Source organism: Rathayibacter sp. AC451 (genome assembly GCF_979253095.1).
The window spans coordinates 2,902,076-2,924,816 of record NZ_CEEDBD010000001.1 but is presented as its reverse complement, the minus strand read 5'-3'; the positions used below and the strand labels follow the sequence as shown (position 1 = coordinate 2,924,816).

Below are 22,741 nucleotides of genomic sequence, written 5' to 3'. Positions count from 1 at the left end.
TTCGAGAGGGCGGAGTAAGGGCGAGCGGTCAGGCGGGGACCGCGACGGCACGGGAGCGCCGCGGCGCAGTGGCCGCGCGGAGCGCCCAGGACAGCCCCGAGACCGCGATCGCCGTCGCGGCGACCGACGCTCCCGCGGCCGTCGCCGCGTGCCACGAGACGAGGAGGCCGAGGAGGACGGAGAGCACGCCGAGCACGGCGGCGAGCACCATCCGGGTCGGGATGCGGGTGGTCCAGTGCCCCGCGGCGACCGCGGGCGCCAGGAGCAGGCCCACGACCAGGAGCGAGCCGACGGCCTGGTACGACGCGACCACCGCCAGCGTCACGAGCCCGACGAGCGCGGCCTGAGCGGAGCGCGGCCCGAGTCCGAGGACGGACGCGATCCGGTGATCCAGCGCGAGCGCCACCAGCGAGCGGTGGAAGACCGCGGCGACGAGGAGACCCGCTCCGGTCGCCACGGCGAGGAGCGTGATGTCGAGGGGCGCGATGGCGAGGATGTCGCCGAACAGGATCGACGTGGCGTCGGTGGCGAAGCTGCCCGAGTGGCTGATGATGATGACGCCCAGCGCGAGCATCGAGACGAAGAGCATGCCGATGCTCGTGTCGTACGACAGCCGGCCCCGCCGCTGCAGGGCCGCGATGCCGAGGCTCATCGCCACCGCGCTCGCCGCCCCGCCGACCAGCACGGGCGCCCCGAGCACCGTCGCCAGTGCGACGCCGGGGAGCATGCCGTGGGCGAGCGCCTCGCCCAGGAACGCCATGCCGCGGAGGACCACCCAGGTCCCCACGACGCCGCACAGGACGGCGACCAGCGCTCCTCCGAGGAGGGCGCGTTGGAGGAAGTCGAGCGCGAACGGCTCGAGGATCCCGAGGAGGAAGGAAGGCATGGTGCCCGACCGTAGCTGATAATGAGAACGGTTATCAACCTGCTACCGTCGAGCAGGTGTCCCCCAGCGTTCTGCACCCCGTCGCCCTCGTGAGCCTCCGAGGGATCGGCGTCGACTTCGGCGAGCGCACGGCGCTGGCGAGCCTCGATCTCGATCTGCCGGTCGGCTCCCTCACCGTGATCGCCGGGCCGAACGGAGCGGGGAAGACGACGCTGCTGGAGGTCGTCGCCGGCACCCGAGCACCTTCCAGGGGCACCCGCAGCGCCCCCTCCGCGATCGCCTTCGTCCCCCAGCGCACCGCCGTCCCGGACCGCCTGCCCGTCACCGTGCGCGACGTCGTGACCATCGGTGTCTGGGGCCGTGCCGGCCGTTGGCGGCCGATCGGAGCGGAGTCGCGCGCCGCGGTCGTCGCCGCGATGGAGCGGCTCGGGATGACCCCGCTCGCCGCCGAGCCGTTCGCCGTGCTCTCCGGCGGACAACGGCAGCGGACGCTCCTCGCGCAGGGCCTGGCCCGGGGCGCCGACCTGCTCCTGCTCGACGAGCCGACGACCGGGCTGGATGCGGCGAGCGCCGAGCGGATCCGCGCGATCCTGCGCGCGGAGGCCGAGCGCGGAGTCGCGGTGGCGTGCGTCTCGCACGATCCGGCCGTGATCGCCCTCGCCGACCGCGTGGTGCGGCTGGTGGACGGGGTGCTCGAGCCCCCGAGCTGACGCCGCGCATCCCGCACCGCGCCCGCGTGCGGGGATGCGCGGGGGACGTGGGAGATTAGGGGCATGCCGCGAGCGACGACGATGCAGGACGTGGCGCGCCTGGCCGGCGTGTCGACGAAGACGGTGTCGAACGTCCTGTCGGGGTACGTGCACGTCTCCGAGCGCATGCGCGTGCGCGTGATGGCCGCGGTCGACGAGCTCGACTACGAGATCAACGTCTCCGCGCAGGCGCTGCGATCGGGGCGGACGACAGTGCTCGGCCTGGCCGTTCCCGAGCTGAGCCAGCCGTACTTCGCCGAGCTCGCCGACGCCGTCATCACCGCGGCCCGCGAGCGGGGCTACACGGTCCTCATCGAGCAGACGGACGTCTCGGACAGCGACGAGATCGCCGTCGTCGCCTCGATGAAGCGCCACGCGATCGCGGGCCTGATCTACAGCCCGTCCGCCGTCGCTCTCGGAGACGTCACCCGGCTCGACGCGGAGTACCCGCTCGTGGTCCTGGGCGATCAGCGCGTCGAGAGTCGGGCCGACCACCTGGTGCTCCCCGACGTGGAGGCCGTCGCCGCGGCGACGGAGCACCTGATCGGACTCGGTCGTCGCCGGATCGCGTTCCTCGGCGCGGCGCACGAGGGCGCCACGGGTACTGGGGCGCTGCGACTCCAGGGCCACCTCGAGGCGCTGGCCGCGGCGGGCCTCGCGCTCGACCCCGATCTGATCGTCGGCGCGCCGCTGTGGCACCGGACGGAGGGGGCCCAGGCGGTGGAGCACCTGCTCGGCCTCACGAGTCCGATCGACGCGATCGTCTGCTGCAACGACGCCCTCGCACTCGGCGCCATGGGCGCGCTGCAGCGGACGGGGCTGCGCGTGCCCGAGGACGTCGCCGTGATCGGCTTCGACGACATCGAGGACAGCCGGCACTCCACACCGCGGCTCTCCACCGTGTCTGCGCACCGCACGCTCCTCGCCCGCCGCGCGGTCGAGCTCCTGCTCGGCCGGATCACGGGCGAGAGCGCGACCGAGCCGGTCGTCGAGCAGCTCGGCTTCTCTCTCCTCCTGCGCGAGTCCACGACGGGATCGCCCGCCTCCTGACCCGGCGCGTCGGCCCTGTTGACAGGGAGGCTCCCCTGATCTAGGTTCAGATTTACATCGATGTAAACTCGATGCCTCTCCTCTCCCGACGCACGACGCCAGCGATGTCGCGTGCAGATTGCAGGTGCTCAGTGAAGAAGCTGACGGCCGCCGCAGCGGTCCCCCTCCTGGCCCTCGGCGCCCTCGCCGGATGCTCGAGCGAGACGGGCGCGGACAGCTCCGGCCCCGTGTCGCTCACGTTCTGGCACGGCTACACCGAAGCCGACGGCGAGGTCCTGGACTCGATCGTCGAGGACTTCAACGCCTCGCAGAACGACGTCACGATCTCGACCGAGACGAAGACGTGGGCGGTCATCGACGACACGCTCCTCCCCGCCCTCTCGGCCGACAGCGGGCCGCAGATCGTGGCGATGCCCGCCGAGCGGCTCCCCGTCTACGCCTCGAAGAAGGCGCTCGTCGGGCTCGAGGACTTCTACAGCGCCGAGGACAGCAACACCGCCGACCTCAACCCCGAGGCCGTCGCGATGGAGACGGTCGAGGGCGAGAAGTTCGGCGTGCCCACCGGCTTCGTGCCGCTCTCGGTCTTCTACGACAAGGCGAAGCTCGCCGCCGCCGGAGTCACCGCGTTCCCCACGACCTGGGACGAATGGGTCGACGTCGCGAAGAGGACGACCGTGGACGAGAACGGCGACGGCACGCCTGAGCAGTACGGCCTGGCGCTCCCCGACCACTCCACGGTGGGGAACGGAGTCTGGCCGAGCCTCTTCGAGGGCGGAGGCGGCTCCGTCACCTCCGAGGACGGGACGGACGCCGTGCTCGACTCGCCCGAGAACGTCGCGACCCTCGAGTACTGGTCGAACGCGGTGACCGAGGACAGGATCTCGCCCACCGGCCTGGACGGCATCGCCGCCGACGAGCTGTTCACGTCGGGCAAGGCCGTCATGCACATCGGCGGCCCCTGGATGGCGAGCCTCGCCACTGACGCGGGCATCGACTACGGCATCGCCGCCATCCCCGCGGGCCCCGTCGAGCAGGCAGCGTCGGCCATCGGAGTGTCGATGGCCGTCACTTCGCAGAGCTCCGACGCCGAGATCGAGGCGGCCGAGCAGTTCTTCGCCTACTTCAACACCAGGGAGGTGGCCACCGCCTGGTCGCTCGGATCCGGCTGGCCGGCCCTGCGCACCGACGTCAGCGCCGAGGACGTCGCCGAGAACCCGGTGGTCGCGAGCCTGACCGAGATCGCGCCGACCAGCCGCGCCCTGCTGCCGGGCGTCGTCAACAGCACCGACGTGCTGTCCGCGATGGACGAGGCCACGCAGAAGGCCCTCGCCGGCGGCGACCCGCAGGAGCTGCTGGCCGCCGCCCAGAAGGCCGCCGAGAGCGCGCTCGCCGAGTAGGCCCACCGAGGTGCGGCGGCGGACCCGCCCGAGCGCCGCCGCGCCTCCCCCACGCCGGACGATCCCGACCGGCGGACCCTGCACGAGCCCGATCCCCGGACACGGAGACCCCATGACCACCCACCAGCTCGACCGCCGACGCCGCTACCGTCCGCCGGCACCGCTCGGCGGCCGCACTCGGCTCGCCGGGAACCTGCGTCGGCGGCTGGTCGTCGCCGGGTTCCTCGCCCCGGCCCTGATCGTGCTGGCGGCCTTCGTCGCGTGGCCCATGCTGTCGGCTCTCCAGCTCTCGTTCACCGACGCGAGCGGCTTCGGCAGCGCGGAGTTCGTCGGCCTCGACAACTACGCCCGGGTCTTCACCGACCCCTCGATCGTGCAGGCGATGGGCAACACCGCTCTGTACGCCGTCCTCTTCACCCCGATCGCGATCGGCGTGGCGCTGCTCCTCGCCCTCGCGGTGAACGCCGAGCAGCTGCCGTTCCGCGGGTTCTTCCGCACCGCGCTGTTCTTCCCGTTCATCGTCTCGCTCGCGGTCGCCGCGTTCGCCTGGTCCTACCTGCTCGATCCGCAGATCGGACTGCTCAACTACTGGCTGCAGGTGGTCGGAGTGCGACTGGGCGACGTCCTCCAGGATCCGGTGCTCGCCATGCCCACCGTCGTGCTCGTCGCCGTGTGGAAGACGTTCGGCTTCTACATGGTGATCTTCCTCGCCGGCCTCCAGGACATCCCGAAGAACTTGTACGAGGCCGCGCAGCTCGACGGCGCGGGAGCGTGGAAGCGCTTCACCCAGGTGACCTTCCCGATGCTGTCGAACACGCTGGCCTTCGTCGCCGTCGTCGCGCTCATCGCCGCCCTGCAGGCCTTCGACCAGATCTACGTCCTCACCGGAGGCGGCCCGTACCGCAGCACCCAGACGATCGTGATGGAGATCTACCAGTCCGGCTTCAAGGACCTCGAGCTCGGCTTCGCGTCGGCGCTCTCCTACGTCCTGCTCGTCGTCACCCTGCTGCTCAGCCTGATCCAGTTCGTCTTCTTCGGACGCCGAGGAGAGGACACCGCCTCATGACCACCGCCACCGCCGTGCGGGCGAGCGCTCCGAGCCGCCCCGTCACGAGGACCCGGCGCGTCGGCCCGGTCGGGCTGCTCTGCTTCGCCGGCCTGCTCGTCGCGACCCTCGTGATCCTGCTGCCGATCATCGTCATCGTCCTGACCGCCTTCAAACCGGTCGCCGAGGTCAACGCGTTCCCGCCGACGCTCGCCCCCTCGGCGTGGACCCTCGACAACTTCCGCACGATCTTCTCCGAGCTGCCGTTCGCCCGACTCATCGGCAACAGCGTCCTCTTCGCGGGCGGCGTCACCGCGTTCGCCCTCGTCTTCGACTCGCTCGCGGCGTACGCCCTCGCCCGGATCGACTTCCGCGGATCGAGGATCCTGCTGATCGCGATCATCGCCAGCCTGATGATCCCCTTCCAGGCCACCCTGATCCCCATCTACCAGCTGGTCTCGGACCTCGGCTGGGTGAACACGTTCGCCGGACTGATCGCGCCGCGCGCCGCCGACGCGTTCGGCATCTTCTTCCTGCGCCAGTTCTTCCTGTCGCTCCCCCGCGACCTCGACAACGCCGCCCGGATCGACGGAGCGGGTGAGTGGCGGATCTTCCGCAGCGTGGTGCTCCCGAACGCCGTCCCGGCGCTGCTGACGCTCGGCATCTTCACGTTCGTCAACAACTGGAACGACCTGCTGTGGCCGCTCGTCTTCACCACCGACAGCGAGATGGGCACCATCACCTCCGGACTGACCCTGCTGACCGGACCGGGCGGCATCATCCCGCAGGGCGTGATGATGGCCGGCGCGCTCATCGCCGTGCTGCCGCTCGCAGTGATGTTCCTGCTCGTGCAACGGCGCTTCATCGAGAGCGTCGCGAGCTCGGGACTGAAGTGACCGACGCGCGCCCCGACTCCGCCCTCCGACCCACGACGAGGACCCCATGACCTGGTACGCCGACGGCACCCTGCACTTCGGACTCGGCATCGAGGACACCTTCGTCCCGCAGGCACGGCCCGGGGAGCGGCCGATCGACGAGTACGAGCTGACGCAGCACTACGAGCAGTACCCGACCGACCTGCGGCTCGCCGCCGAGGTCGGTGCGGAGTTCGTGCGCTGGGGAGTGCCCTGGCACAGGGTCGCCGCCGAGCGCGGCCGGTGGGACTGGAACTGGGTCGACGGAGCGCTCGACCGCTTCGCCGAGCTCGGCCTGCGTCCGGTGATCGACCTGCTCCACTACGGCACCCCGCTGTGGCTCGAGGACCAGTTCGCCCACCCGGACTACCCGGACCACGTCGCCGAATACGCGCAGCGCTTCGCCGAGCGCTACGGCGACCTCGCGACGGACTACACCCCCGTCAACGAGCCCGTGATCCACGCCCTGTTCTCGGGCGAGTACGCGTACTGGCCCCCGTACCTCTCCGGCGCGACCGGCATGGCGAGGATCGCCTCCGCGCTCGCGCAGGGCTTCGTCAAGACGCAGCGCGCGATTGCGACGACCCTCGGATCCCGCGCGACGTTCGTGCACGTCGACGCGGGAGTCCGCTACTCCGGTGCGGTGTCCTCACCCGAGCACCGTGACACCGTCGCGCGTCTGCGCCATCAGGTCTTCCTCGTCGAGGACCTCGTGACGGGCGGCGTCGGGCCGCAGCACCCGCTCCTCCGCCACCTCGAGCAGGGCGGTGTGGACGACGCCCTGCTCGACTGGTTCCGCTCGAACCCGGTCCACCCCGACGTCATGGGAGTCAACTACTACCCCCTGCACTCGACGGAGGTGTTCGAGCCGGGCGTGCACCACAGCGGCGGCTTCGCTGATCCGCGCCCCTACAAGGACGCCGGCGCGGAGGGACTGAAGGAGGTCCTGCGCACCTGGGCCGAGCGGTACGGCGCCCCGGTGATGCTGACCGAAACCTGCGTCACCGGGTCGGTGGACGAGCGGATCACCTGGCTCGACGAGTCCGTCGCCGCACTGCACGAGCTGCGGGAGGAAGGCACGGACGTCGTCGGCTACACCTGGTGGCCCCTCTTCGACATGTACGAGTGGACGTGGCGCCACACCAGCGCACCGCGCGCCGACCACCTCCTCACGATGGGCCTCCACGATCTCGTCGAGACCCCGAGCGGGCGCCTCGACCGCCGCAGGAACGCGGTCGCGGACCGCTACCTCCGGCACGCACGTGCCGCGGCGTCGCGGGGCGGGAGCGGCCACTCGCCGGCGGACGAGCCACTCGCGTCGCGGCAGTGAGGGCGGCTGACCGCAGTGACCGCGCGACCCCTGCACGTCTGCTTGTATGAGCACATGGCAGAGGATCTGGAGCCGGCCGCCGAGCTGTTCAAGGTGCTGTCCTCGGCCTCCCGTCTGCGCCTGCTGCGCGAGCTGGAGAGGGAGCGGTCGACGGTGGGGGGGCCTCGCCGAGCGGACCGGGCTCTCGCAGCCACTGGTGTCGCAGCACCTGCGCACCCTGCGGTCGGCGGGGCTCGTCGCGGTCGAGCGGATCGGTCGGGAGGCGCACTACTCCGTCGCCGACACGCACGTCACGCACATCGTCGACGACGCCGTCCGGCACGCCCTGGAGGGTTGAGGAGTCTCGATCCGGGGATCTCGATACGCCCGCTGCGCGGGCTACTCGATCAGCAAGGTGTGCCCCCTCGCGGGTCGAGCAGCCCCGCAGGGGCGACCCCTGCTCGTCGAGTAGCACGCACAGGGGGACCCCTACTGGTCGAGTAGCCGCACAGCGGGACCCCTGCTGGTCGAGTAGCCGCGCAGCGGCGTATCGAGACCCGCCCACCGAGACGATCATGATCATCGGTCTCAACTGTGCAGATGTATTGCAATTTGTTTATGCATCTGGTGAGGTGATCGGAGACGCCGTGCCCCGATCCGGCGTCGACCACGTCATCGACAGCACGAGAGGCCGCACCATGAGCACCACCGAGATCCACGCCGAGCACGCCGTCACCGAGCACCGGCACGGCGACTCCTGCGGCCACCAGGCCGTTCAGCACGGCGATCACATCGACTACGCGCACGGCACCCACCACCACGCCCTGCACGGCGACCACTACGACGAGCACGAGGCCGAGGCCGAGCACTCCGCCGCGGACCACGAGCACGGCGACTCCTGCGGTCACGAGAGCGTCCCGCACGACGACCACGTCGACTTCGTGCACGACGGTCACAAGCACGCCGCTCACGCCGGGCACTACGACGAGCACTGAGCCGTCCTGCACGAAGGGCGCCGTCCGACCGGGACGGCGCCCTTCGTCGTTCCCGGCCTCAGCCCTGGCGGGCCTTGAATCGCGGGTTCAGCTTGTTGATGACGAAGACCCGACCGCGGCGGCGCACGATCTGCGATCCCGGCATGCCCTTCATCGACTTCAGTGAGTTGCGGACCTTCACGAGTACTCCTGTCTTATTGATAACAATTCTCGTTAGAGTAGCGGACCATGGAGTCCTCGTTCCCGACGCACCGCCCGCCCGCCCTCGCCGTGACGCTGGTCAGCGCCTCCGACGCCCACGACAGCGCGAGGATCGCGAAACGGCTGTCCGGTGCGGCGGCCGTCGAGAGCTTCGTGCTCGATGTCCCGGAGTCCGACAGCGGCGAGTTCGCCGTCGGGCTCGCCGCCGAGCTCGCTCGACAGGCCGATGACGGCGAGAGCGGAGTGACGGTCGTCGCACTCGACCCGGCGGCCGACCCGATGGAGGTCGCCCTCGTCCTCGAGCACCTCCTGCGGAGGAGGCACCCGGGCGACACCCGGATCGGCGTCCTCGACGTGGTCGCGGTCACCTCGGTCGCGGAGGTGTCCCGAGTGCTGCTCGGCACCCCCTCCGGCGAGCGCACTCCGCAGAGCCCGCACGAGTGGGACGCGGCCGAGACGCTCGCGGGCAGGCTCGAGTTCGCGACCCTCGTGGTCCTCACCGACGACCGCGGAACGAACGGAGACGCAGCCGCGCAGGCCCGCGACCTCCTCGCGGCGCTGTCGCCGGGGGCCGACGTCCTCCGGGTCGACGAGCTCGACCAGTACCGCCGGCGGCGCGCGATCCTCACGCCGCAGCGTGCGCACCGCCTGGCGTCGGACCTCGGCTGGCAGCGCGCGCTCCGCGGCGTCGCTGCGACGGAGACGGGATCGGTGACCACCCACGTCTTCCGCGACCCCCTGCCCTTCCACCCCGAGCGGCTGAACGCCGCCGTCTCCTCCGACTTCGTCGCCTCGCGGGTCGGGCGGATCCTCCGCTCGCGCGGCCTCGCGCGCTTGGCGAGCCGCGCCGACCGCGTGGCGTCCTGGTCGATCGCCGGCGACGTCCTGGCCCTCGATCCGACGTCGATCCGCAGCTGGGACGCCGACGCGCCCCTCGGGCAGGAGCTCGTGTTCTTCGGCTGCGACCTCGACGTCGGCGAGCTGGACCGCGTGCTGCACGGCTGCCTGCTCACCTCGGACGAGCTCCTCGCCGGGCCCGCGCTCTGGGACTCCCTCGACGACCCGTTCCCTCGCTGGGAGGACGAGCACCAGCACTGACAGCCGGGCCGACGACTTCCCGGCCAGGACCCCCGCGCCCTCGGTACCCTCGAGATCGGACCGGGACGGAGAGGCGGCGCATGCTGGAGACGATCCTCGAGGCGCTCTCCCTCGTCGCACTCCCCCTCGGCGTGCTGTTCCTGCTCGCGGCCTTCGTCGCGCTGCTGGTCGACGGCCGCTGGTGGCCGACCACCGCGTACCTCGAGGAGGGACCGCCCCGCGCCCTGCATTGGGTGTCGCGCGCCGGCGAGGTGCGGTCGCGACCCCTCGTCGCCGACGATCCTCTCGCTCCGCTCGAGTCCGATCAGCGCGAGGTGTACTACCGCGAGGAGGATCCGGAGCGGATCCGCGTGCACCGCTGGAGCGACGCGGTGCGGGCCCTGCGGTTCACCGGGCTGATCCTCGTCGCGGCGGGTGTCGTGCTCGGGATCGCCTCGACGGCACTGGCGATCCTCGTCTGAGGGCGCGGAGCGCGGACGGGTGACACCGCCGCGCACGGGTGGCCCTCTGCGATCCGATGCGGAACGGGGTCCGACTCCCCTGCAGACCCCGGAACGCGTCCCTCCCTCGTAGCCGCCGCCCGCGAGAGGACGCGGATCGGGCTCCGACTCGCGCCTGAAGCCCGGAACGCGACGACTCGCAGAGGGCGCGTGACGGCCGTCCTCCTCGCCGAGCCCCGCTTCCTGCGCATACACTCATGGACGGCATCGCGTTCCCCTCGCGGGCCCTGGGCCCCGCTCGAGTCCCCCCACTCGCGGGGCCCTTGCCGTGCCCCCGGCGACACTGCCCGTCGCCGTGACTCCGTGCGAGAATCTGCGCATGTATGTAGATACGCGGACAGGGGCCTGCTCGTCTCGGAGCGTCCACGCGGGGCCGGCCGGCGCGGTGTCCGCACTGCTCCCCTACCCGACCCGGGTGCGGCCCGTGCGCGGCGCCGTCCTCCAGGTCGAGCACGCTCCGGCCGGCACGCACCACCACCACCGCGCGGAGGTCCCCGTATGAGCGCGGTCACCGAGGCCCGCGTGCGCGAGGGCGGTCGCGTGCTCGCGAAGCCGCCGTCGATCCTCGTCACCGGCGTGCGACTCCCGGAGGTGCGCTGGGCGGCCCTCGCGCTGCTGCTGTTCCTCGTCGCCTGGCCGCTGCAGCTGGCAGGGCTCCCGGCGCCGGTGTGGTGGACGCTGTACCTCGCCTGCTACATCGCGGGCGGATGGGAGCCGGCGTGGGCCGGTCTCACCGCACTCCGCGAGAAGGTGCTCGACGTCGATCTGCTGATGATCGTCGCCGCGATCGCGGCCGCCTCCATCGGCCAGGTGTTCGACGGAGCGCTGCTCATCGTGATCTTCGCGACCAGCGGCGCGCTCGAGGCCCTCGTGACCCAGCGCACGGCCGACTCGGTGTCGAGCCTGCTCACGCTCGCGCCGGAGCGGGCGACCCGGCTGCTCCGGACGGACGACGGCGACGACGTCGAGACCGTCCCCACCGCGCAGCTCGTCGTCGGCGACCTGATCCTCGTGCGCCCGGGCGAGCGGATCGGCGGCGACGGTGTCGTGGTCGACGGGGTCAGCGAGGTCGACCAGGCCGCCATGACCGGAGAATCGGTGCCGGTGCGCCGGGGTCCCGGTGATCCGGTGCTGTCGGGAACCGTGAACGGCACGGGCGCCCTCTCGGTCCGGATCGAGCGCGCGGCGGGCGACTCCGTGATCGCCCGCGTGGTGACGCTGGTGGCGGAGGCGTCCGAGACGAAGTCGTCGCGGCAGATGTTCATCGAGAAGGTGGAGCAGCGCTACTCCCTCGGCGTGGTCGCGGCGACGCTGCTCGTCTTCGCACTGCCGCTGGCGCTGGGCGACGACTTCCGCGACGCGCTGCTGCGGGCGATCACCTTCATGATCGTCGCCTCCCCCTGCGCGGTGGTGCTGTCGACGATGCCTCCGCTGCTCGCCGCGATCGCGAACGCGGGCCGTCACGGCGTGCTCGTGAAGTCGGCGACCGTCATGGAGCGCCTCGGCAGAACCCGTCTCGTCGCGTTCGACAAGACGGGCACCCTCACCGAGGGCGCGCCCGTCGTCCGCCGCATCTCGCCCGCCCCCGGCATCACGGAGGCGGAGGTACTGCGCTGGGCCGCGGCCGTCGAGCAGCACAGCGAGCACCCTCTCGGGCGGGCGCTCGTCCGCGCGGCCGGACCGGGCGTCCCTCCCGCCGCGGACTTCCGGGCGCTGCCCGGCCGGGGCGTCGAGGGTGTCGTCGACGGAGTGCCGGTGCGCGTCGTGCAGTCGGCGGAGCATCCGGAGATCCTGGGGACGGTCGTGGACGTCGTCGTCGACGGGGCGACGGTGGGCACGGTGACGCTCGAGGACGCCCTGCGCCCGGACGCGGCGAGCGCCGTCGCGCAGACCGCCGCGCTGACGAGCGAGCCCGTGCATCTGCTGACCGGGGACAACGAGCGCACGGCCGCGGACATCGCCGGCCGCACCGGCATCGCCGAGGTGCGCGCACGGCTGCTGCCCGCCGACAAGGCCGCGACGGTGCGCGAGCTCGAGGAGCGCGGCATCCCGGTCCTGCTCGTCGGCGACGGCGTCAACGACGCGCCCGCCCTCGCCTCGGCGAGCACGGGCGTCGCGATGGGCCGCCACGGATCCGACCTCGCCTTGGACACCGCCGACGCGGTGATCATCCGGGACGATCTGACCGTGATCCCGAAGGTGATCGCCCTCTCGCGCCGCGCGCACCGCTACGTGGTCGCGAATCTGATCATCGCGGGCACCTTCATCACCGTCCTGGTGACCTGGGATCTGATCGCGACACTCCCCCTGCCGCTGGCGGTCGCCGGCCACGAGGGCTCCACGGTGATCGTCGCGCTGAACGGGCTCCGACTGCTGCGCCGCAGCGCCTGGCGGTGACGCCGCACCCGCCCCTCGCAGGACCGACAGCAGGACAGGTCAGGATCGGCGGGCGGCGAGCATGTCGCGCATCTGCGCGATCTCACGCCGCTGCGAGGTGGAGATCACGTCGGCGAAGGTGAGGACCATCGGGTCCTCCCCGCGCTCGAGTACGGCGTCCGACATCGTCAGGGCGCCCTCGTGGTGGGTGATCATCAGCTCCAAGAACAGCGCGTCGGCGTCGGCTCCGGTCGCGGCGGTGAGCTCGGCGATCTGCGCGGGCGTCACCAGCCCCGGCATGAGCATCGATCCGCCCGCGCTCGTGCCGTGGTCGGGCATCTGGTCGTGACCGCCGCCCTCCAGGGGTGCGATCATCCACTCCACGGCCTCTCCGGTGGAGGCCTGCGGGAGGCCCCAGCCGGTGAGCCAGCCGAACAGCTGCCCGGACTGCTGCTGCTGGGTGAGGAGCAGATCGGTCGCCAGGTACCGCACCTCCTCATCCTCGGTCCGGTCGCGGATCAGCAACGCCATCTCGGCGCCCTGCAGGTGGTGGGTCTGCATGTCGCGGGCGAAGCCGGCCTCGGCGCTGGATCCGCCGACGGGGCGGGGCGACCACGGTCCGCCCGTGATCAGGAGTCCGATCAGGATGCCGACGAGGATCGCGACTCCCAGAACCAGTGCCGCTCGCAGCCTGCGCGCCGCGCTGGTCTGCGCGACGGCGGTCACGGCCTGCTCCGCGCAGAGGTCGGCTGCAGCGCGGCGGCCTGCTCCGTCGGCAGCCGGGCGGGCCAGGAGCGGCGGGCGAGGACGGCGCCGACCAGGGCGAGAGCCAGGAGCGCGACCGCGGCGGCGGTCAGGCTGACGGCGCCGATCCAGCCGGCGAGCGGGTAGGTGATCAGGAAGCAGGCGTGGGAGAGGGAGAACTGCGCGGTGTAGACCGCGCTGCGGTTCTGCTCCGTCGCCGCACGCATCAGCAGCCGCGACGACGGAGTGCCGATCAGCGAGTTCCCCGCGCCGAGGACCGCCCATGTCGCCAGCAGCAGCCACCAGGCGCCCGCCCACATCACGGACAGGAGGGTCATCGCGACGGCAAGGGTGAGGCCGGTGAGCGCGAAGTCGCTGCCGCCGAGCATGACCCTCCGATCGCCGTACCGCTCGATCAGCCGCGGGACGTTGAGAGCGACGAGGAGGGAGCCGCCGCCGTAGCAGGCGAGCGCGAGCGCGAGGCTGGAGTCGTCGAGCGCGAACACGTCGCGGGCGTAGACGACGGTGTCGACCAGCACGAGGGCGGTCGCGGCGCCGACGGTCAGGTTCAGTCCCATCAGGAAGCGCAGCGACGGGGTGCGGGCGAACACGCGCACCCCCGCGGTGGTGCGCTGCCACAGGTTCCCGGGGGCGGCGACCTCGGGGCGGCTGGGGAGTGGTGTGGTCAGGACGAGGATCGCAGAGCAGAGGAATCCGATGACGGTGCCCAGGAAGAGGCTGCTGGAGCTGATCACCGTCAGCAGGACCGCCGCGAGGATCGGGCTGACCAGCGCCTCGAGGTCGTAGGCGAGACGCGAGAGGGAGAGCGCCTTCGTGTACTCCCGCTCATCCCGGAGCACCACCGGGATGAGCGACTGGAACGCGGGCGTGAACGTCGCGGACGCGGCCTGGAGGACGAACACGAGGATGTAGATCTGCCACACGTCCGTCAGGAACGGCAGCGACAGGGCGACGGCGGCGCGGATCAGGTCGGCGCCGACGAGGACGACCTTCTTCGGCAGCCGGTGCACGAGCGCCGCGATCACGGGAGCGACCCCGACGTAGGCGACCATCTTGATCGTCAGAGCCGTGCCGAGGACCGCTCCCGCCTGCGCGCCGGCCAGGTCGTAGGCGAGGAGGCCCAGCGCGACGGTCAGCAGGCCGGTGCCGATCAGCGCGATCGCCTGCGCGGCGAACAGCGACCGGTAGGCGCGGGAGCGCAGGACGGACAGCACGGAGGACTCCTGACATCGGACGCCTTCACCCTATACCTGCGCAGGCGTGCAGGTTTTGAGTGCCCCGACCCGCTCCGACGCGACGCCCGTGAAAGGATCGGCGCATGGACGAAGACCGCACCCCGGCCGACCACGACAGCCAGTACGTCGAACTCGCCGTCGAGGTGTTCGCGATGCTCGCCGACGCCACCCGCGTGCGCATCATCCTCGCGCTGCGCGACGGCGAGCGCTCGGTCACCGAGCTCGCGGCGCTGGTCGACAAGTCGCCGACCGCCGTGTCGCAGCACCTCGCGAAGCTCCGCCTGGCCCGCATGGTCACCACCCGCCACGACGGCACCCGCGTCTTCTACCGGCTCGTCGACGAGCACGCCCGGCAGCTGGTGACCGACGCGATCTCCCAGGCCGAGCACTCGGTCGACTCCTCGCCCCGCCACCACCGCCTCGCCTCGGCGGACCACGCCCACGGGGAGCACGCGAGGCCCGCCCGCGCCACGAGCTGATTCCTCCGGAGCGGAGCAGGACGGGCTTCGGAGGCCGCGCACACCCCGTAACGCGACCACTCGTCACGCCCGCCGACCGCCAGCCGACGCGAAACGGGCCCCCGAGGCCGCGCAGAGCCCGGGTCGCGTCCACTGGACGAACCCGCCGACCGCGACTGGACGCGGAACGGGCCACGGAGCTTCCGCAGAGCCCGGATCGCGACCACTGGACGAGCCCGGCGCCCGCGAGTCGGCGCGGAACGGGCCACGGAGCCCGCGCAGTCCCCGGATCACGTCCGGTCGCGCCCCGTCACACCCGCCGGGTCGACGCCCGCTCGATCAGACGCGTCTCGAGCTCGATGCGCGTCGCGCGGGTGCTCGGCGACAGAGGCACGGCCGACTGGTGCGCCTGCAGGAGCATCCGGAACGCCGCGGCGCCCATGTCGGCGATCGGCTGGTGCACGGTGGTCATCGGTGGAGCGGCCCAGGCCGACTCGCGCACGTCGTCGAAGCCGACCACGCTGAGGTCCCCGGGGATCCCCAGGCCGAGCTCCTGGGCCGCGTCGTACACGCCGAGGCCCATGATGTCGGAGCAGGCGAACACCGCGGAGGGGCGCGAGGACGCGGCCAGGAGGGTCGCCGCGGCGGCGCTGGCCCGGCGGCGGTCCCAGTCGCAGTGCAGGATCCGGTCGCGCGGCACGTCGAGGCCCGCCTCGCGCAGGGCGCTGGTGAAGCCGTCGATGCGGGCGCTGCTGTAGAGGTGGGTGCGGGTGCCGCCGATGATCGCGAAGCGGCGGTGGCCGAGAGCGAGGAGGTGCTCGGCGGCCATCCTGCCGCCGTTCCAGTTGGTCGCTCCGATGCTCGCGACGTCCAGCGGCGGGCGGCTGATCGGGTCGACCACGACGACCGGGATGTCGGCGGTGGTCAGCAGGTTCAGCTGCGCCGAGGTGGTGTCGACGAGCACCACGATCGCGCCGAGGGACGGGCGGCGCAGGAGCCTGCTGATCCAGTCGCTGTCGCGGCGGGCCACGGTGAGCACGAGATCGACTCCGGAGGCGGCCGCCGTCTCCTCGATGCCGGCCAGCACTCGGCTGATCCAGGTGCCGTCGAGGTGCCCGACGACGACGTCGATGATGCGCGGGGCGTGCCGGGTCTCGCCCCCGGCACGCAGCTTCGAGACGCGCCGGTAGCCGAGGCGGTGCGCGGCCTCCATCACGCGGCTGCGCGTCGCGTCCGAGACGTCCGTTCCGCCGTTGAGCACCTTCGAGACCGTGGGGACGCTGGTGCCGGCCGCCTCGGCGATCTGGGCCATCGTCGGCTTCCGCGCCACGGCTCCGCTGCTCGTCATGCCCACACCGTAGCAGCGTGCGCTTGCGCAACTTCCGGCTAATATGTTCTTGCGGAAGCAATATTGGCCCCGCACTATGGGCATGCGATCAACGGAGACGCTCCAGGGATTGCGCAACTTGTTCACTGTCGAACGCGACGCCATCGCAGAGAGGTCAGCCCGTGACCCCGAACACCCCCTCCTCCTTCCTCTCCCGCAGAACCCTGCTCGGCGGCCTCGGCGCCGCCGCCGCGGTCGCGGGCCTCGCCGCCTGCAGCTCCCCCGGAGGAAGCGGCGGCGGCTCCACCCTCGACTTCTGGAACATGCCGTGGGGAGGCTCGGAGTACACGCCGCTCGACACGAAGATCGCCACGTCGTACACGCCCGCCGACGGCCTGCCCGCGGTCCGCTACCAGGCCGTGCAGTGGTCGAACTTCACCGCCACCTTCGCCTCGGCGATCGCCTCGAAGACCGGACCCGCCGTCAGCAGCGGCAGCGGCACCCAGGCGTTCCAGTTCGCCGAGCAGGGCGCCATCGCCTATGCCGACGACCTGCTCGAGAGCTGGAAGGGCACCGGCCTCTACGACGACTTCCTCCCGGGCGTGCTCGACACGATGAAGACGCCCGACGGCTACGCGGCCGTCCCCTACAACCTCGACATGCGCGTGCTCTGGCACTCGAAGTCGCTGCTCGAGGAGGCCGGCGTCGAGCCGCCGACCGACTGGCAGTCCTACCTCGACGCGTGCGAGGCGCTGAAGAAGAACGACGTCTACGGATTCGCGATCTCGGCCGGTCCGCAGAGCAACGGCGCGCAGATGCTCGTCGGCCTGATGATCAACAACGGCGGCGGCCTCTTCGACGAGGAGCGCAAGCCCAACGCGGCCACCCCCGCCAACGTCGAGGCGATGGAGTTCGTGGCCGAGATGCTCGCCAAGGGCTACATCGATCCGGGCGCCGCGGGCTACTCGACGACCAACATGTACTCGCAGTGGAAGGCGCGCAAGAACGCCATGGGCTTCGAGGGATCGGGCCTCGCCTACCAGCTGGGCGGAGACCTGCTCGAGGACGTCGTGGTCGGCGATCCGCTCGTGAGCGCCGCCGGCACGAAGGGGGCGCTCTACTTCCCGAACAACATCATGATGTACACGAACACCCCCAGCCAGGAGGGCTCGGAGGCGTTCCTGACGTACTACTACCAGAACATGGCCCCGCTCTGGACGGAGGGCACGGGCATCGGACTGCCCGTGCTGAAGTCGATCGCCGAGACCCCCGAGTTCCGCGCCGACGCCAACGCCTCCAAGGCCATCGACGTCTGGCAGCCGATCAGCCGGACGTGGGCCGCGCCCGGCAACGACGCGCTCTTCGCCGACGTCACGCTCGTCGACAGCACCAAGCCCATGACCGACTTCGCGCAGGCGCTGCTGTCCGGCTCCTCCTCCCCCACGGAGGCGCTGACCGCGCTGCAGAAGACGCTGACGTCGTGAGCGAGTCGACCCCCGTCCTCGTCGGCGGCCCGTCCGCCGAGGCGGCGCGGGCCGGCGGCCTGGCGAACGCGCGGCGCGGAGTGGGCGTGTCGGGAGGCGGACCCCGCCGCACCCCCGCGCCCGCCGGCTCCCGGCGCCGCCCGGTGCTCACCGCCCGCACGCTGACGCTGCTCGCGTTCGCGCTGCCCTCGGTCTTCCTCCTGGTGCTGATCAACGTCTATCCGGTGGTCTACGCGTTCGTGCAGTCGCTGCGCGACGGCAGTCTGATCGACGCGGGACCGTTCGTCGGCGGGAAGAACTACGTCGACGTGCTCACGTCGCCCGCGTTCGCCCAGGCCGTCGGCTTCACGGTGACCTTCACGCTGGTGGGCGTCTTCGGCAGTTGGCTGGTCGGGCTCGGGCTCGCCCTGCTGCTGCGCACGCGGATCCCGGCCGGCGGGCTGTTCAAGGTGCTGCTGCTGATGCCGTGGATCGTGCCGGTCGTGGTGTCGGCGACGTCCTGGAACTGGCTCGTCGCCACTCCGCAGAGCCCGCTGCCCGTGCTCGCGAAGGCCCTCGGCTTCGGCGACGTGCTCTTCCTCGCCGACCCGACCCTCGCCCAGATCACGGTCTGCGTGTTCAAGGTGTGGGTGAGCTTCCCCTTCATGATGATGATGATCTCGTCCGCCCTCGCCGCGGTCGACACCAACGTCTACGAGGCGGCGAAGGTCGACGGAGCGACGCCCTGGCAGTCGTTCCGGCTGATCACGATGCCGCTGATCGCCCGCACCACGTACATCTCGTGGATCCTGATGACGATCTTCTGCGTCAACGACTTCCCGACGATCTTCCTCCTGACCGGGGGCGGACCGGTGAACGCGACGACCTCGCTCGTGGTGCTCGCCTACCAGATGGTCTTCCAGAACTTCCAGACCGGACCGGGCGTCGCCATCGCGTTCCTGATGACGGCCGTGCTCGTCGTCGTCTCGGTCGTCCTGTACCGCCAGATCCGGAAGGTGGACGTCGAATGACCGCCCTGGCCGCCCGCCCCTCGCCCGCGCAGGGCCGCTCGCCGCAGAGCCGCCCGGACCGGGGCCGCCCGCACCGCGACCGCGAGGACCGGGGCCGCTGGCTCCGCTTCACCGTGATGCTCGTGCTCACGCTGCTGGTCCTCGCTCCGATCGCCGCCGTGTTCGTGCTGTCGACGCAGCCGTCGCTCGGCTCGACGTCCACCGCCTCGTTCACGCTCGAGAACTTCGAGCTGGTGTTCAGCCGCTCCAGCGTGGCGACCTGGCTCGCGAACAGCCTGGTGATCACGCTCGTGACGGTCGTCGTCTCGGTCGCCGTGGCGGCTCCGGCCGGCTACGTGCTCAGCCGGGCGCGCAACCGCCTCGTCTCGGGCTACTCGCTGCTGCTCTTCGTCGTGCAGTCGCTGCCGGTCGTGACCGCGATCATCCCGCTGTTCATCCTCTTCGCGAACCTCGGCCTCGTCGACACGCTCGCGGGCGTCACCGTCGTCTACGTCGGCGGCACGATGTCGGTGGCGATCTGGATGATGGCGGCCTACTACGACTCCATCCCCATCGCACTCGAGGAGGCCGCCTGGATCGACGGAGCGAGCCTGTTCGGCTCGTTCACCCGGATCGTGCTGCGCAACTCCTCCCTGGGCTGCTCTCGACGGCGATCTTCTCGTTCCTGCTCGCCTGGAACGACTACCTGATCGCGGTCGTGTTCCTCCGCGCCGACAGCAACTACACGCTGCCGGTGGGCCTGCAGAGCTTCTTCCAGCAGAATGCGACCGACTGGGGTCCGGTGATGGCGGTGGCCGTCGTCATGATGCTCCCGCCGATCATCCTGTTCGTCTTCCTCAACAAGCACTTCAGCGTCGGCGGCATCGGCGGAAGCCTGGCCGGTCGATGACCCTCCACGAAAAGGACACCCATGACCTCCGATCGATCCCGCAGGAGCGCGCTGATCGTGCGCGGCGGATGGGACGGGCATCAGCCCGTCGAGGCGACCGAGCTCTTCGTCCCGCACCTCGAGGCCCACGGCTTCGACGTGCGGATCGAGGAGTCGACCGCCGTCTACGCCGACGCCGACTACCTGCCCACCGTCGACCTGATCGTGCAGTCGATGACCATGAGCACGATCGAGGCCGCCGAGGTCGCAGGGCTGCGCGCCGCGGTCGAGGCGGGCACGGGCCTCGCCGGCTGGCACGGCGGCATCGCCGACTCGTTCCGGAGCAGCGCGGACTACCTGCAGCTGATCGGCGGGCAGTTCGCGGCGCACCCGGGCAAGCACCCGAGCGAGCTGACCGGCGAGCAGGCCGACAACTACCGCCCGCACCGCATCACGCTGACCGAGGCGGCGGCCGAGCACCCGATCACGCAGGGGCTCTCGGACTTCGACCTGGTCACCGAGCAGTACTGGGTGCTGCACGACGACTACCTCGACGTGCTCGCCACCACGACGCAGGAGGTGCGGGAGTGGGACCCGTGGACCCGCCTGATCACCTCGCCCGCGATCTGGACCCGCCAGTGGGGCGCCGGGCGGATCTTCGTCTCGACGCCGGGGCACCGCGTCGAGGTGCTCGAGGACCCGAACGTCCGCACCATCATCGAGAGGGGCCTGCTGTGGGCGTCGCGTTGAAGGTCGGCATCATCGGCGTCGGCAAGATCAGCGAGCAGTACCTCGCGAACCTGCCGACCTTCCCGCAGCTGCGCCTGGTCGCGGTGGCCGATCTCGACCTCGACCGGGCGCGCGCCGTCGCGGCCGAGCACGGCGTCCGCGCCCTGAGCGTCGACGAGCTGCTCGCCGATCCCGAGGTCGACTGCGTGCTCAACCTCACGATCCCGGCGGCGCACGTCGAGATCGGCACCCGGGCGCTCGAGGCCGGCAAGCACGTGTTCGCCGAGAAGCCGCTGGGCCTGGACGCGGTGGAGGCGGCTCCGCTGCTCGACCTCGCGGAGCGACTGGGCCTGCGGGTCGCCAGCGCGCCCGACACCGTGCTCGGCACCGGGATCCAGACCGCGCGCCGGGCTCTCGACTCCGGACTCATCGGCACGCCGATCGCCGCGCAAGTGCACTGGTCGGCGCCGGGGCACGAGCGCTGGCACCCGGCCCCCGCCTTCTACTACCAGCCGGGCGGCGGACCGCTGCTCGACATGGGCCCGTACTACCTGAGCTCGCTGGTGCACTTCTTCGGCGCGGTCACCCGGGTCTCGGGAGTCGCGACGCGCTCGGACCGCGCCCGCTCGATCGAGTCGGGTCCGCTCACCGGCACGCCGCTGCCGGTCGCGGTCGACACCCACATCAGCGCGCTGCTCGAGCACGCGAGCGGAGCGACGACGACGCTCACCGTGAGCTTCGAGGTCTGGCGCACCCGCAGTCCGCTCTTCGAGGTCTACGGCACCACGGGCACGCTCGCGGTGCCCGATCCGAACCACTTCTCGGACCCCGTCGAGGTGTCGCTGCGCGACGAGCCCGAGTGGACGGCACTGGAGGACTCGGCCGGAGTCATCGGCACGGGCCGCGGCGTGGGGCTGGCGGATCTCGCCGACGCCCTGCGGCACGACCGCCCCGAGCGCGCCTCCGGACGCCTCGCCCTGCACGTGCTCGAGGTGATGGACGCGATCCTGCGCTCGAGCGCCGAGGGCGTCGTCGTGCCGATCGCGAGCCCGGTCGAGAGGCCGGAGCCGGTGCCGCTGCAGACGCCCGCGGGCGACCTGCTCGAGGGGGTGCGGTCGTGACGGGGGAGCTGCGCGTCGCCCTGATCGGCCACGCCTTCATGGGGCGCGCGCACGCTCATGCCTGGCGCACGGCGCACCGCTTCTTCCCGCTCGCCCTCGAGCCGCGCCTCGTCGTGGTCGCGGGCCGCGACGAGGGCCGGACGCGGGCCGCCGCCGCCGAGTTCGGCGCCGACGAGTGGTCGACCGACTGGCGCGCGGTCATCGCGCGCGACGACATCGACCTCGTCGACATCGTCACCCCGGGCGACCAGCACGCCGAGATCGCGATCGCCGCGCTCGAGGCCGGCAAGCACGTGCTCTGCGAGAAGCCGCTCGCGCGCTCCGTCGAGGAGGCCGAGCGGATGACCGCGGCGGCGTCCCTCGCGAGCGGCACCGCGACCTGCGGCTTCAGCTACCGGCGCACCCCCGCGCTCGCGCTGGCGAAGCGCTTCGTCGAGGACGGCCGCCTCGGCGAGATCCGGCACGTGCGGGCGCAGTACCTGCAGGACTGGCTGAGCGACTCCGAGGCCCCGCTGACCTGGCGGCTCGACCGCTCGAAGGCGGGCTCGGGCACGCTCGGCGACATCGCGGCGCACAGCATCGACACGGCGCAGTGGCTGACCGGGCAGAGCATCGACTCCGTCTCGGCCGTGCTGCGCACCTTCGTGACGGAGCGGCCGGTGCTGGCGACGCAGGCCGGTCTGGGCGGGAAGGCCTCGGCGGACGCCGAGCGCGGCCCCGTCACGGTCGACGACGCGGTCGCGTTCACGGCGAACCTCAGCGGCGGTGCGCTCGGCGTCTTCGAGGCGACGCGCCTGGCGCTGGGCCGCCGCAACGCCAACCGCATCGAGATCAACGGCGAGCGCGGCTCGATCGCCTTCGACTTCGAGCGGATGAACGAGCTCGAGTTCTTCGACGGCACCGACCCCGACGACGCGCAGGGCTTCCGCCGCATCCAGGTGACGGACCCGTCGCACCCCTACGTCGGCCACTGGTGGCCGACCGGCCACGGCCTGGGCTACGAGCACGTCTTCACCCACCAGGTCGTCGACCTGGTGACGGCGATCGCGGAGGGGCGCGCGCCGACTCCGTCGTTCGCCGACGCCCTGCAGGTGCAGCGGGTGCTCGACGCGGTGGAGCAGAGCGCTGCGGACGGGTCGCGGATGACGGCCGTCTGACGCTGTTCACAACGAAGGAAGGATGCCGCGGGCGAGCGTCGGGGACGCGTGTCCACGGGCGGCGTCG

The 22,741-nt window shown here is 71.6% G+C and carries 24 protein-coding genes; 19 read left to right on the top strand and 5 right to left on the bottom strand.

From position 1 onward, the window contains the following. Nucleotides 1-28: 28 nt before the first annotated feature. Nucleotides 29-886, bottom strand: coding sequence for a zinc ABC transporter permease AztB (gene aztB / locus AC0CID_RS13965; RefSeq protein ID WP_465227259.1), 858 nt, complete (start codon nt 884-886; stop codon nt 29-31). Nucleotides 887-942: 56 nt separating this feature from the next. Between aztB and aztA the strand changes: the two genes are divergently transcribed. The 8 genes from aztA to AC0CID_RS13925 all read left to right on the top strand — a co-directional run bounded on the left by aztA (nt 943) and on the right by AC0CID_RS13925 (nt 8,345). After that, nucleotides 943-1,596: a zinc ABC transporter ATP-binding protein AztA gene (gene aztA / locus AC0CID_RS13960; protein ID WP_465227258.1), complete on the top strand. Its 654-nt coding sequence runs from the start codon at nt 943-945 to the stop codon at nt 1,594-1,596. 63 nt (nt 1,597-1,659) lie between these two features. After that, entirely contained in the window at nt 1,660-2,685 is a 1,026-nt protein-coding gene (locus AC0CID_RS13955) for a LacI family DNA-binding transcriptional regulator (protein ID WP_465227257.1), read from the top strand. 131 nt (nt 2,686-2,816) lie between these two features. Then, nucleotides 2,817-4,082, top strand: a complete 1,266-nt coding sequence (locus AC0CID_RS13950) for an ABC transporter substrate-binding protein (RefSeq protein ID WP_465227256.1) — start codon at nt 2,817-2,819, stop codon at nt 4,080-4,082. A gap of 112 nt (nt 4,083-4,194) precedes the next feature. After that, nucleotides 4,195-5,148 carry a carbohydrate ABC transporter permease gene (locus AC0CID_RS13945; RefSeq protein ID WP_465227255.1) on the top strand — a complete coding sequence of 318 codons (954 nt, stop codon included), beginning with the start codon at nt 4,195-4,197 and terminating at the stop codon, nt 5,146-5,148. After that, a complete protein-coding gene (locus tag AC0CID_RS13940; protein WP_251948112.1) occupies nt 5,145-6,023 on the top strand; it encodes a carbohydrate ABC transporter permease in 879 nt (292 codons plus the stop codon). The genes AC0CID_RS13945 and AC0CID_RS13940 overlap by 4 nt, the downstream gene beginning before the upstream one ends. Before the next feature lie 46 nt (nt 6,024-6,069). Beyond that, nucleotides 6,070-7,371 carry a family 1 glycosylhydrolase gene (locus AC0CID_RS13935; protein WP_465227254.1) on the top strand — a complete coding sequence of 434 codons (1,302 nt, stop codon included), beginning with the start codon at nt 6,070-6,072 and terminating at the stop codon, nt 7,369-7,371. A gap of 196 nt (nt 7,372-7,567) precedes the next feature. Further along, on the top strand, nt 7,568-7,708 hold the full coding sequence (locus tag AC0CID_RS13930; protein WP_465227253.1) for an ArsR/SmtB family transcription factor: 141 nt from the start codon (nt 7,568-7,570) through the stop codon (nt 7,706-7,708). A gap of 340 nt (nt 7,709-8,048) precedes the next feature. Beyond that, nucleotides 8,049-8,345: a hypothetical protein gene (locus AC0CID_RS13925; protein WP_465227252.1), complete on the top strand. Its 297-nt coding sequence runs from the start codon at nt 8,049-8,051 to the stop codon at nt 8,343-8,345. A 58-nt stretch (nt 8,346-8,403) separates the two neighbouring features. Here the strand turns inward: AC0CID_RS13925 and ykgO are convergent, their stop codons facing one another. Next, entirely contained in the window at nt 8,404-8,526 is a 123-nt protein-coding gene (gene ykgO / locus AC0CID_RS13920) for a type B 50S ribosomal protein L36 (RefSeq protein ID WP_207404127.1), read from the bottom strand. A 47-nt stretch (nt 8,527-8,573) separates the two neighbouring features. Here ykgO and AC0CID_RS13915 point away from each other — a divergent pair, with 47 nt between their 5' ends. The 3 genes from AC0CID_RS13915 to AC0CID_RS13905 all read left to right on the top strand — a co-directional run bounded on the left by AC0CID_RS13915 (nt 8,574) and on the right by AC0CID_RS13905 (nt 12,541). Then, entirely contained in the window at nt 8,574-9,644 is a 1,071-nt protein-coding gene (locus AC0CID_RS13915; RefSeq protein WP_465227251.1) for a GTP-binding protein, read from the top strand. Nucleotides 9,645-9,724: 80 nt separating this feature from the next. Continuing rightward, the gene (locus AC0CID_RS13910; RefSeq protein WP_207404117.1) at nt 9,725-10,105 is read left to right on the top strand and encodes a hypothetical protein; all 381 of its coding nucleotides are present in this window, start codon (nt 9,725-9,727) and stop codon (nt 10,103-10,105) included. A gap of 537 nt (nt 10,106-10,642) precedes the next feature. Further along, a complete protein-coding gene (locus tag AC0CID_RS13905; RefSeq protein ID WP_465227250.1) occupies nt 10,643-12,541 on the top strand; it encodes a heavy metal translocating P-type ATPase in 1,899 nt (632 codons plus the stop codon). Nucleotides 12,542-12,580: 39 nt separating this feature from the next. Here AC0CID_RS13905 and AC0CID_RS13900 read toward each other — a convergent pair whose 3' ends face one another. Both AC0CID_RS13900 and AC0CID_RS13895 read right to left on the bottom strand, forming a co-directional pair. After that, nucleotides 12,581-13,246 carry a DUF305 domain-containing protein gene (locus tag AC0CID_RS13900; protein WP_465227249.1) on the bottom strand — a complete coding sequence of 222 codons (666 nt, stop codon included), beginning with the start codon at nt 13,244-13,246 and terminating at the stop codon, nt 12,581-12,583. Further along, nucleotides 13,243-14,499 carry an MFS transporter gene (locus tag AC0CID_RS13895; protein WP_465227248.1) on the bottom strand — a complete coding sequence of 419 codons (1,257 nt, stop codon included), beginning with the start codon at nt 14,497-14,499 and terminating at the stop codon, nt 13,243-13,245. Before AC0CID_RS13895 ends, AC0CID_RS13900 begins: the two co-directional genes overlap by 4 nt. 104 nt (nt 14,500-14,603) lie before the next feature. On the opposite strand from AC0CID_RS13895, the gene AC0CID_RS13890 reads away from it, so the two are divergent. Further along, a complete protein-coding gene (locus tag AC0CID_RS13890; protein WP_207404111.1) occupies nt 14,604-14,999 on the top strand; it encodes an ArsR/SmtB family transcription factor in 396 nt (131 codons plus the stop codon). 289 nt (nt 15,000-15,288) lie between these two features. On the opposite strand, the gene AC0CID_RS13885 is transcribed toward AC0CID_RS13890, so the two are convergent. Continuing rightward, complete coding sequence (locus AC0CID_RS13885; protein WP_465227247.1) at nt 15,289-16,326, bottom strand: LacI family DNA-binding transcriptional regulator; 1,038 nt, start codon at nt 16,324-16,326, stop codon at nt 15,289-15,291. A gap of 161 nt (nt 16,327-16,487) precedes the next feature. On the opposite strand from AC0CID_RS13885, the gene AC0CID_RS13880 reads away from it, so the two are divergent. The 7 genes from AC0CID_RS13880 (at nt 16,488) to AC0CID_RS13850 (ending at nt 22,674) form a co-directional block, all read left to right on the top strand. Beyond that, the gene (locus AC0CID_RS13880) at nt 16,488-17,789 is read left to right on the top strand and encodes an ABC transporter substrate-binding protein (RefSeq protein ID WP_465227246.1); all 1,302 of its coding nucleotides are present in this window, start codon (nt 16,488-16,490) and stop codon (nt 17,787-17,789) included. A gap of 167 nt (nt 17,790-17,956) precedes the next feature. Continuing rightward, a complete protein-coding gene (locus tag AC0CID_RS13875) occupies nt 17,957-18,799 on the top strand; it encodes a carbohydrate ABC transporter permease (protein WP_465228108.1) in 843 nt (280 codons plus the stop codon). Next, a complete protein-coding gene (locus AC0CID_RS13870; protein ID WP_465227245.1) occupies nt 18,796-19,488 on the top strand; it encodes a carbohydrate ABC transporter permease in 693 nt (230 codons plus the stop codon). Before AC0CID_RS13875 ends, AC0CID_RS13870 begins: the two co-directional genes overlap by 4 nt. A gap of 8 nt (nt 19,489-19,496) precedes the next feature. Continuing rightward, a complete protein-coding gene (locus AC0CID_RS13865) occupies nt 19,497-19,688 on the top strand; it encodes a hypothetical protein (RefSeq protein ID WP_465227244.1) in 192 nt (63 codons plus the stop codon). A 21-nt stretch (nt 19,689-19,709) separates the two neighbouring features. After that, entirely contained in the window at nt 19,710-20,417 is a 708-nt protein-coding gene (locus AC0CID_RS13860) for a ThuA domain-containing protein (protein WP_465227243.1), read from the top strand. Next, a complete protein-coding gene (locus AC0CID_RS13855; protein ID WP_465227242.1) occupies nt 20,402-21,517 on the top strand; it encodes a Gfo/Idh/MocA family protein in 1,116 nt (371 codons plus the stop codon). Before AC0CID_RS13860 ends, AC0CID_RS13855 begins: the two co-directional genes overlap by 16 nt. Further along, on the top strand, nt 21,514-22,674 hold the full coding sequence (locus AC0CID_RS13850) for a Gfo/Idh/MocA family protein (protein WP_465227241.1): 1,161 nt from the start codon (nt 21,514-21,516) through the stop codon (nt 22,672-22,674). Before AC0CID_RS13855 ends, AC0CID_RS13850 begins: the two co-directional genes overlap by 4 nt. Nucleotides 22,675-22,741: the final 67 nt, after the last annotated feature.

Bases quoted from the DNA above. Each gene is read 5' to 3' on its own strand.
- aztB (WP_465227259.1), bottom strand. From the start codon at position 886: ATGCCTTCCTTCCTCCTCGGGATCCTCGAGCCGTTCGCGCTCGACTTC.
- AC0CID_RS13955 (WP_465227257.1), top strand. From the start codon at position 1,660: ATGCCGCGAGCGACGACGATGCAGGACGTGGCGCGCCTGGCCGGCGTG.
- AC0CID_RS13945 (WP_465227255.1), top strand. From the start codon at position 4,195: ATGACCACCCACCAGCTCGACCGCCGACGCCGCTACCGTCCGCCGGCA.
- AC0CID_RS13940 (WP_251948112.1), top strand. From the start codon at position 5,145: ATGACCACCGCCACCGCCGTGCGGGCGAGCGCTCCGAGCCGCCCCGTC.
- AC0CID_RS13935 (WP_465227254.1), top strand. From the start codon at position 6,070: ATGACCTGGTACGCCGACGGCACCCTGCACTTCGGACTCGGCATCGAG.
- AC0CID_RS13925 (WP_465227252.1), top strand. From the start codon at position 8,049: ATGAGCACCACCGAGATCCACGCCGAGCACGCCGTCACCGAGCACCGG.
- AC0CID_RS13915 (WP_465227251.1), top strand. From the start codon at position 8,574: ATGGAGTCCTCGTTCCCGACGCACCGCCCGCCCGCCCTCGCCGTGACG.
- AC0CID_RS13910 (WP_207404117.1), top strand. From the start codon at position 9,725: ATGCTGGAGACGATCCTCGAGGCGCTCTCCCTCGTCGCACTCCCCCTC.
- AC0CID_RS13905 (WP_465227250.1), top strand. From the start codon at position 10,643: ATGAGCGCGGTCACCGAGGCCCGCGTGCGCGAGGGCGGTCGCGTGCTC.
- AC0CID_RS13890 (WP_207404111.1), top strand. From the start codon at position 14,604: ATGGACGAAGACCGCACCCCGGCCGACCACGACAGCCAGTACGTCGAA.
- AC0CID_RS13885 (WP_465227247.1), bottom strand. From the start codon at position 16,326: ATGACGAGCAGCGGAGCCGTGGCGCGGAAGCCGACGATGGCCCAGATC.
- AC0CID_RS13870 (WP_465227245.1), top strand. From the start codon at position 18,796: ATGACCGCCCTGGCCGCCCGCCCCTCGCCCGCGCAGGGCCGCTCGCCG.
- AC0CID_RS13860 (WP_465227243.1), top strand. From the start codon at position 19,710: ATGACCTCCGATCGATCCCGCAGGAGCGCGCTGATCGTGCGCGGCGGA.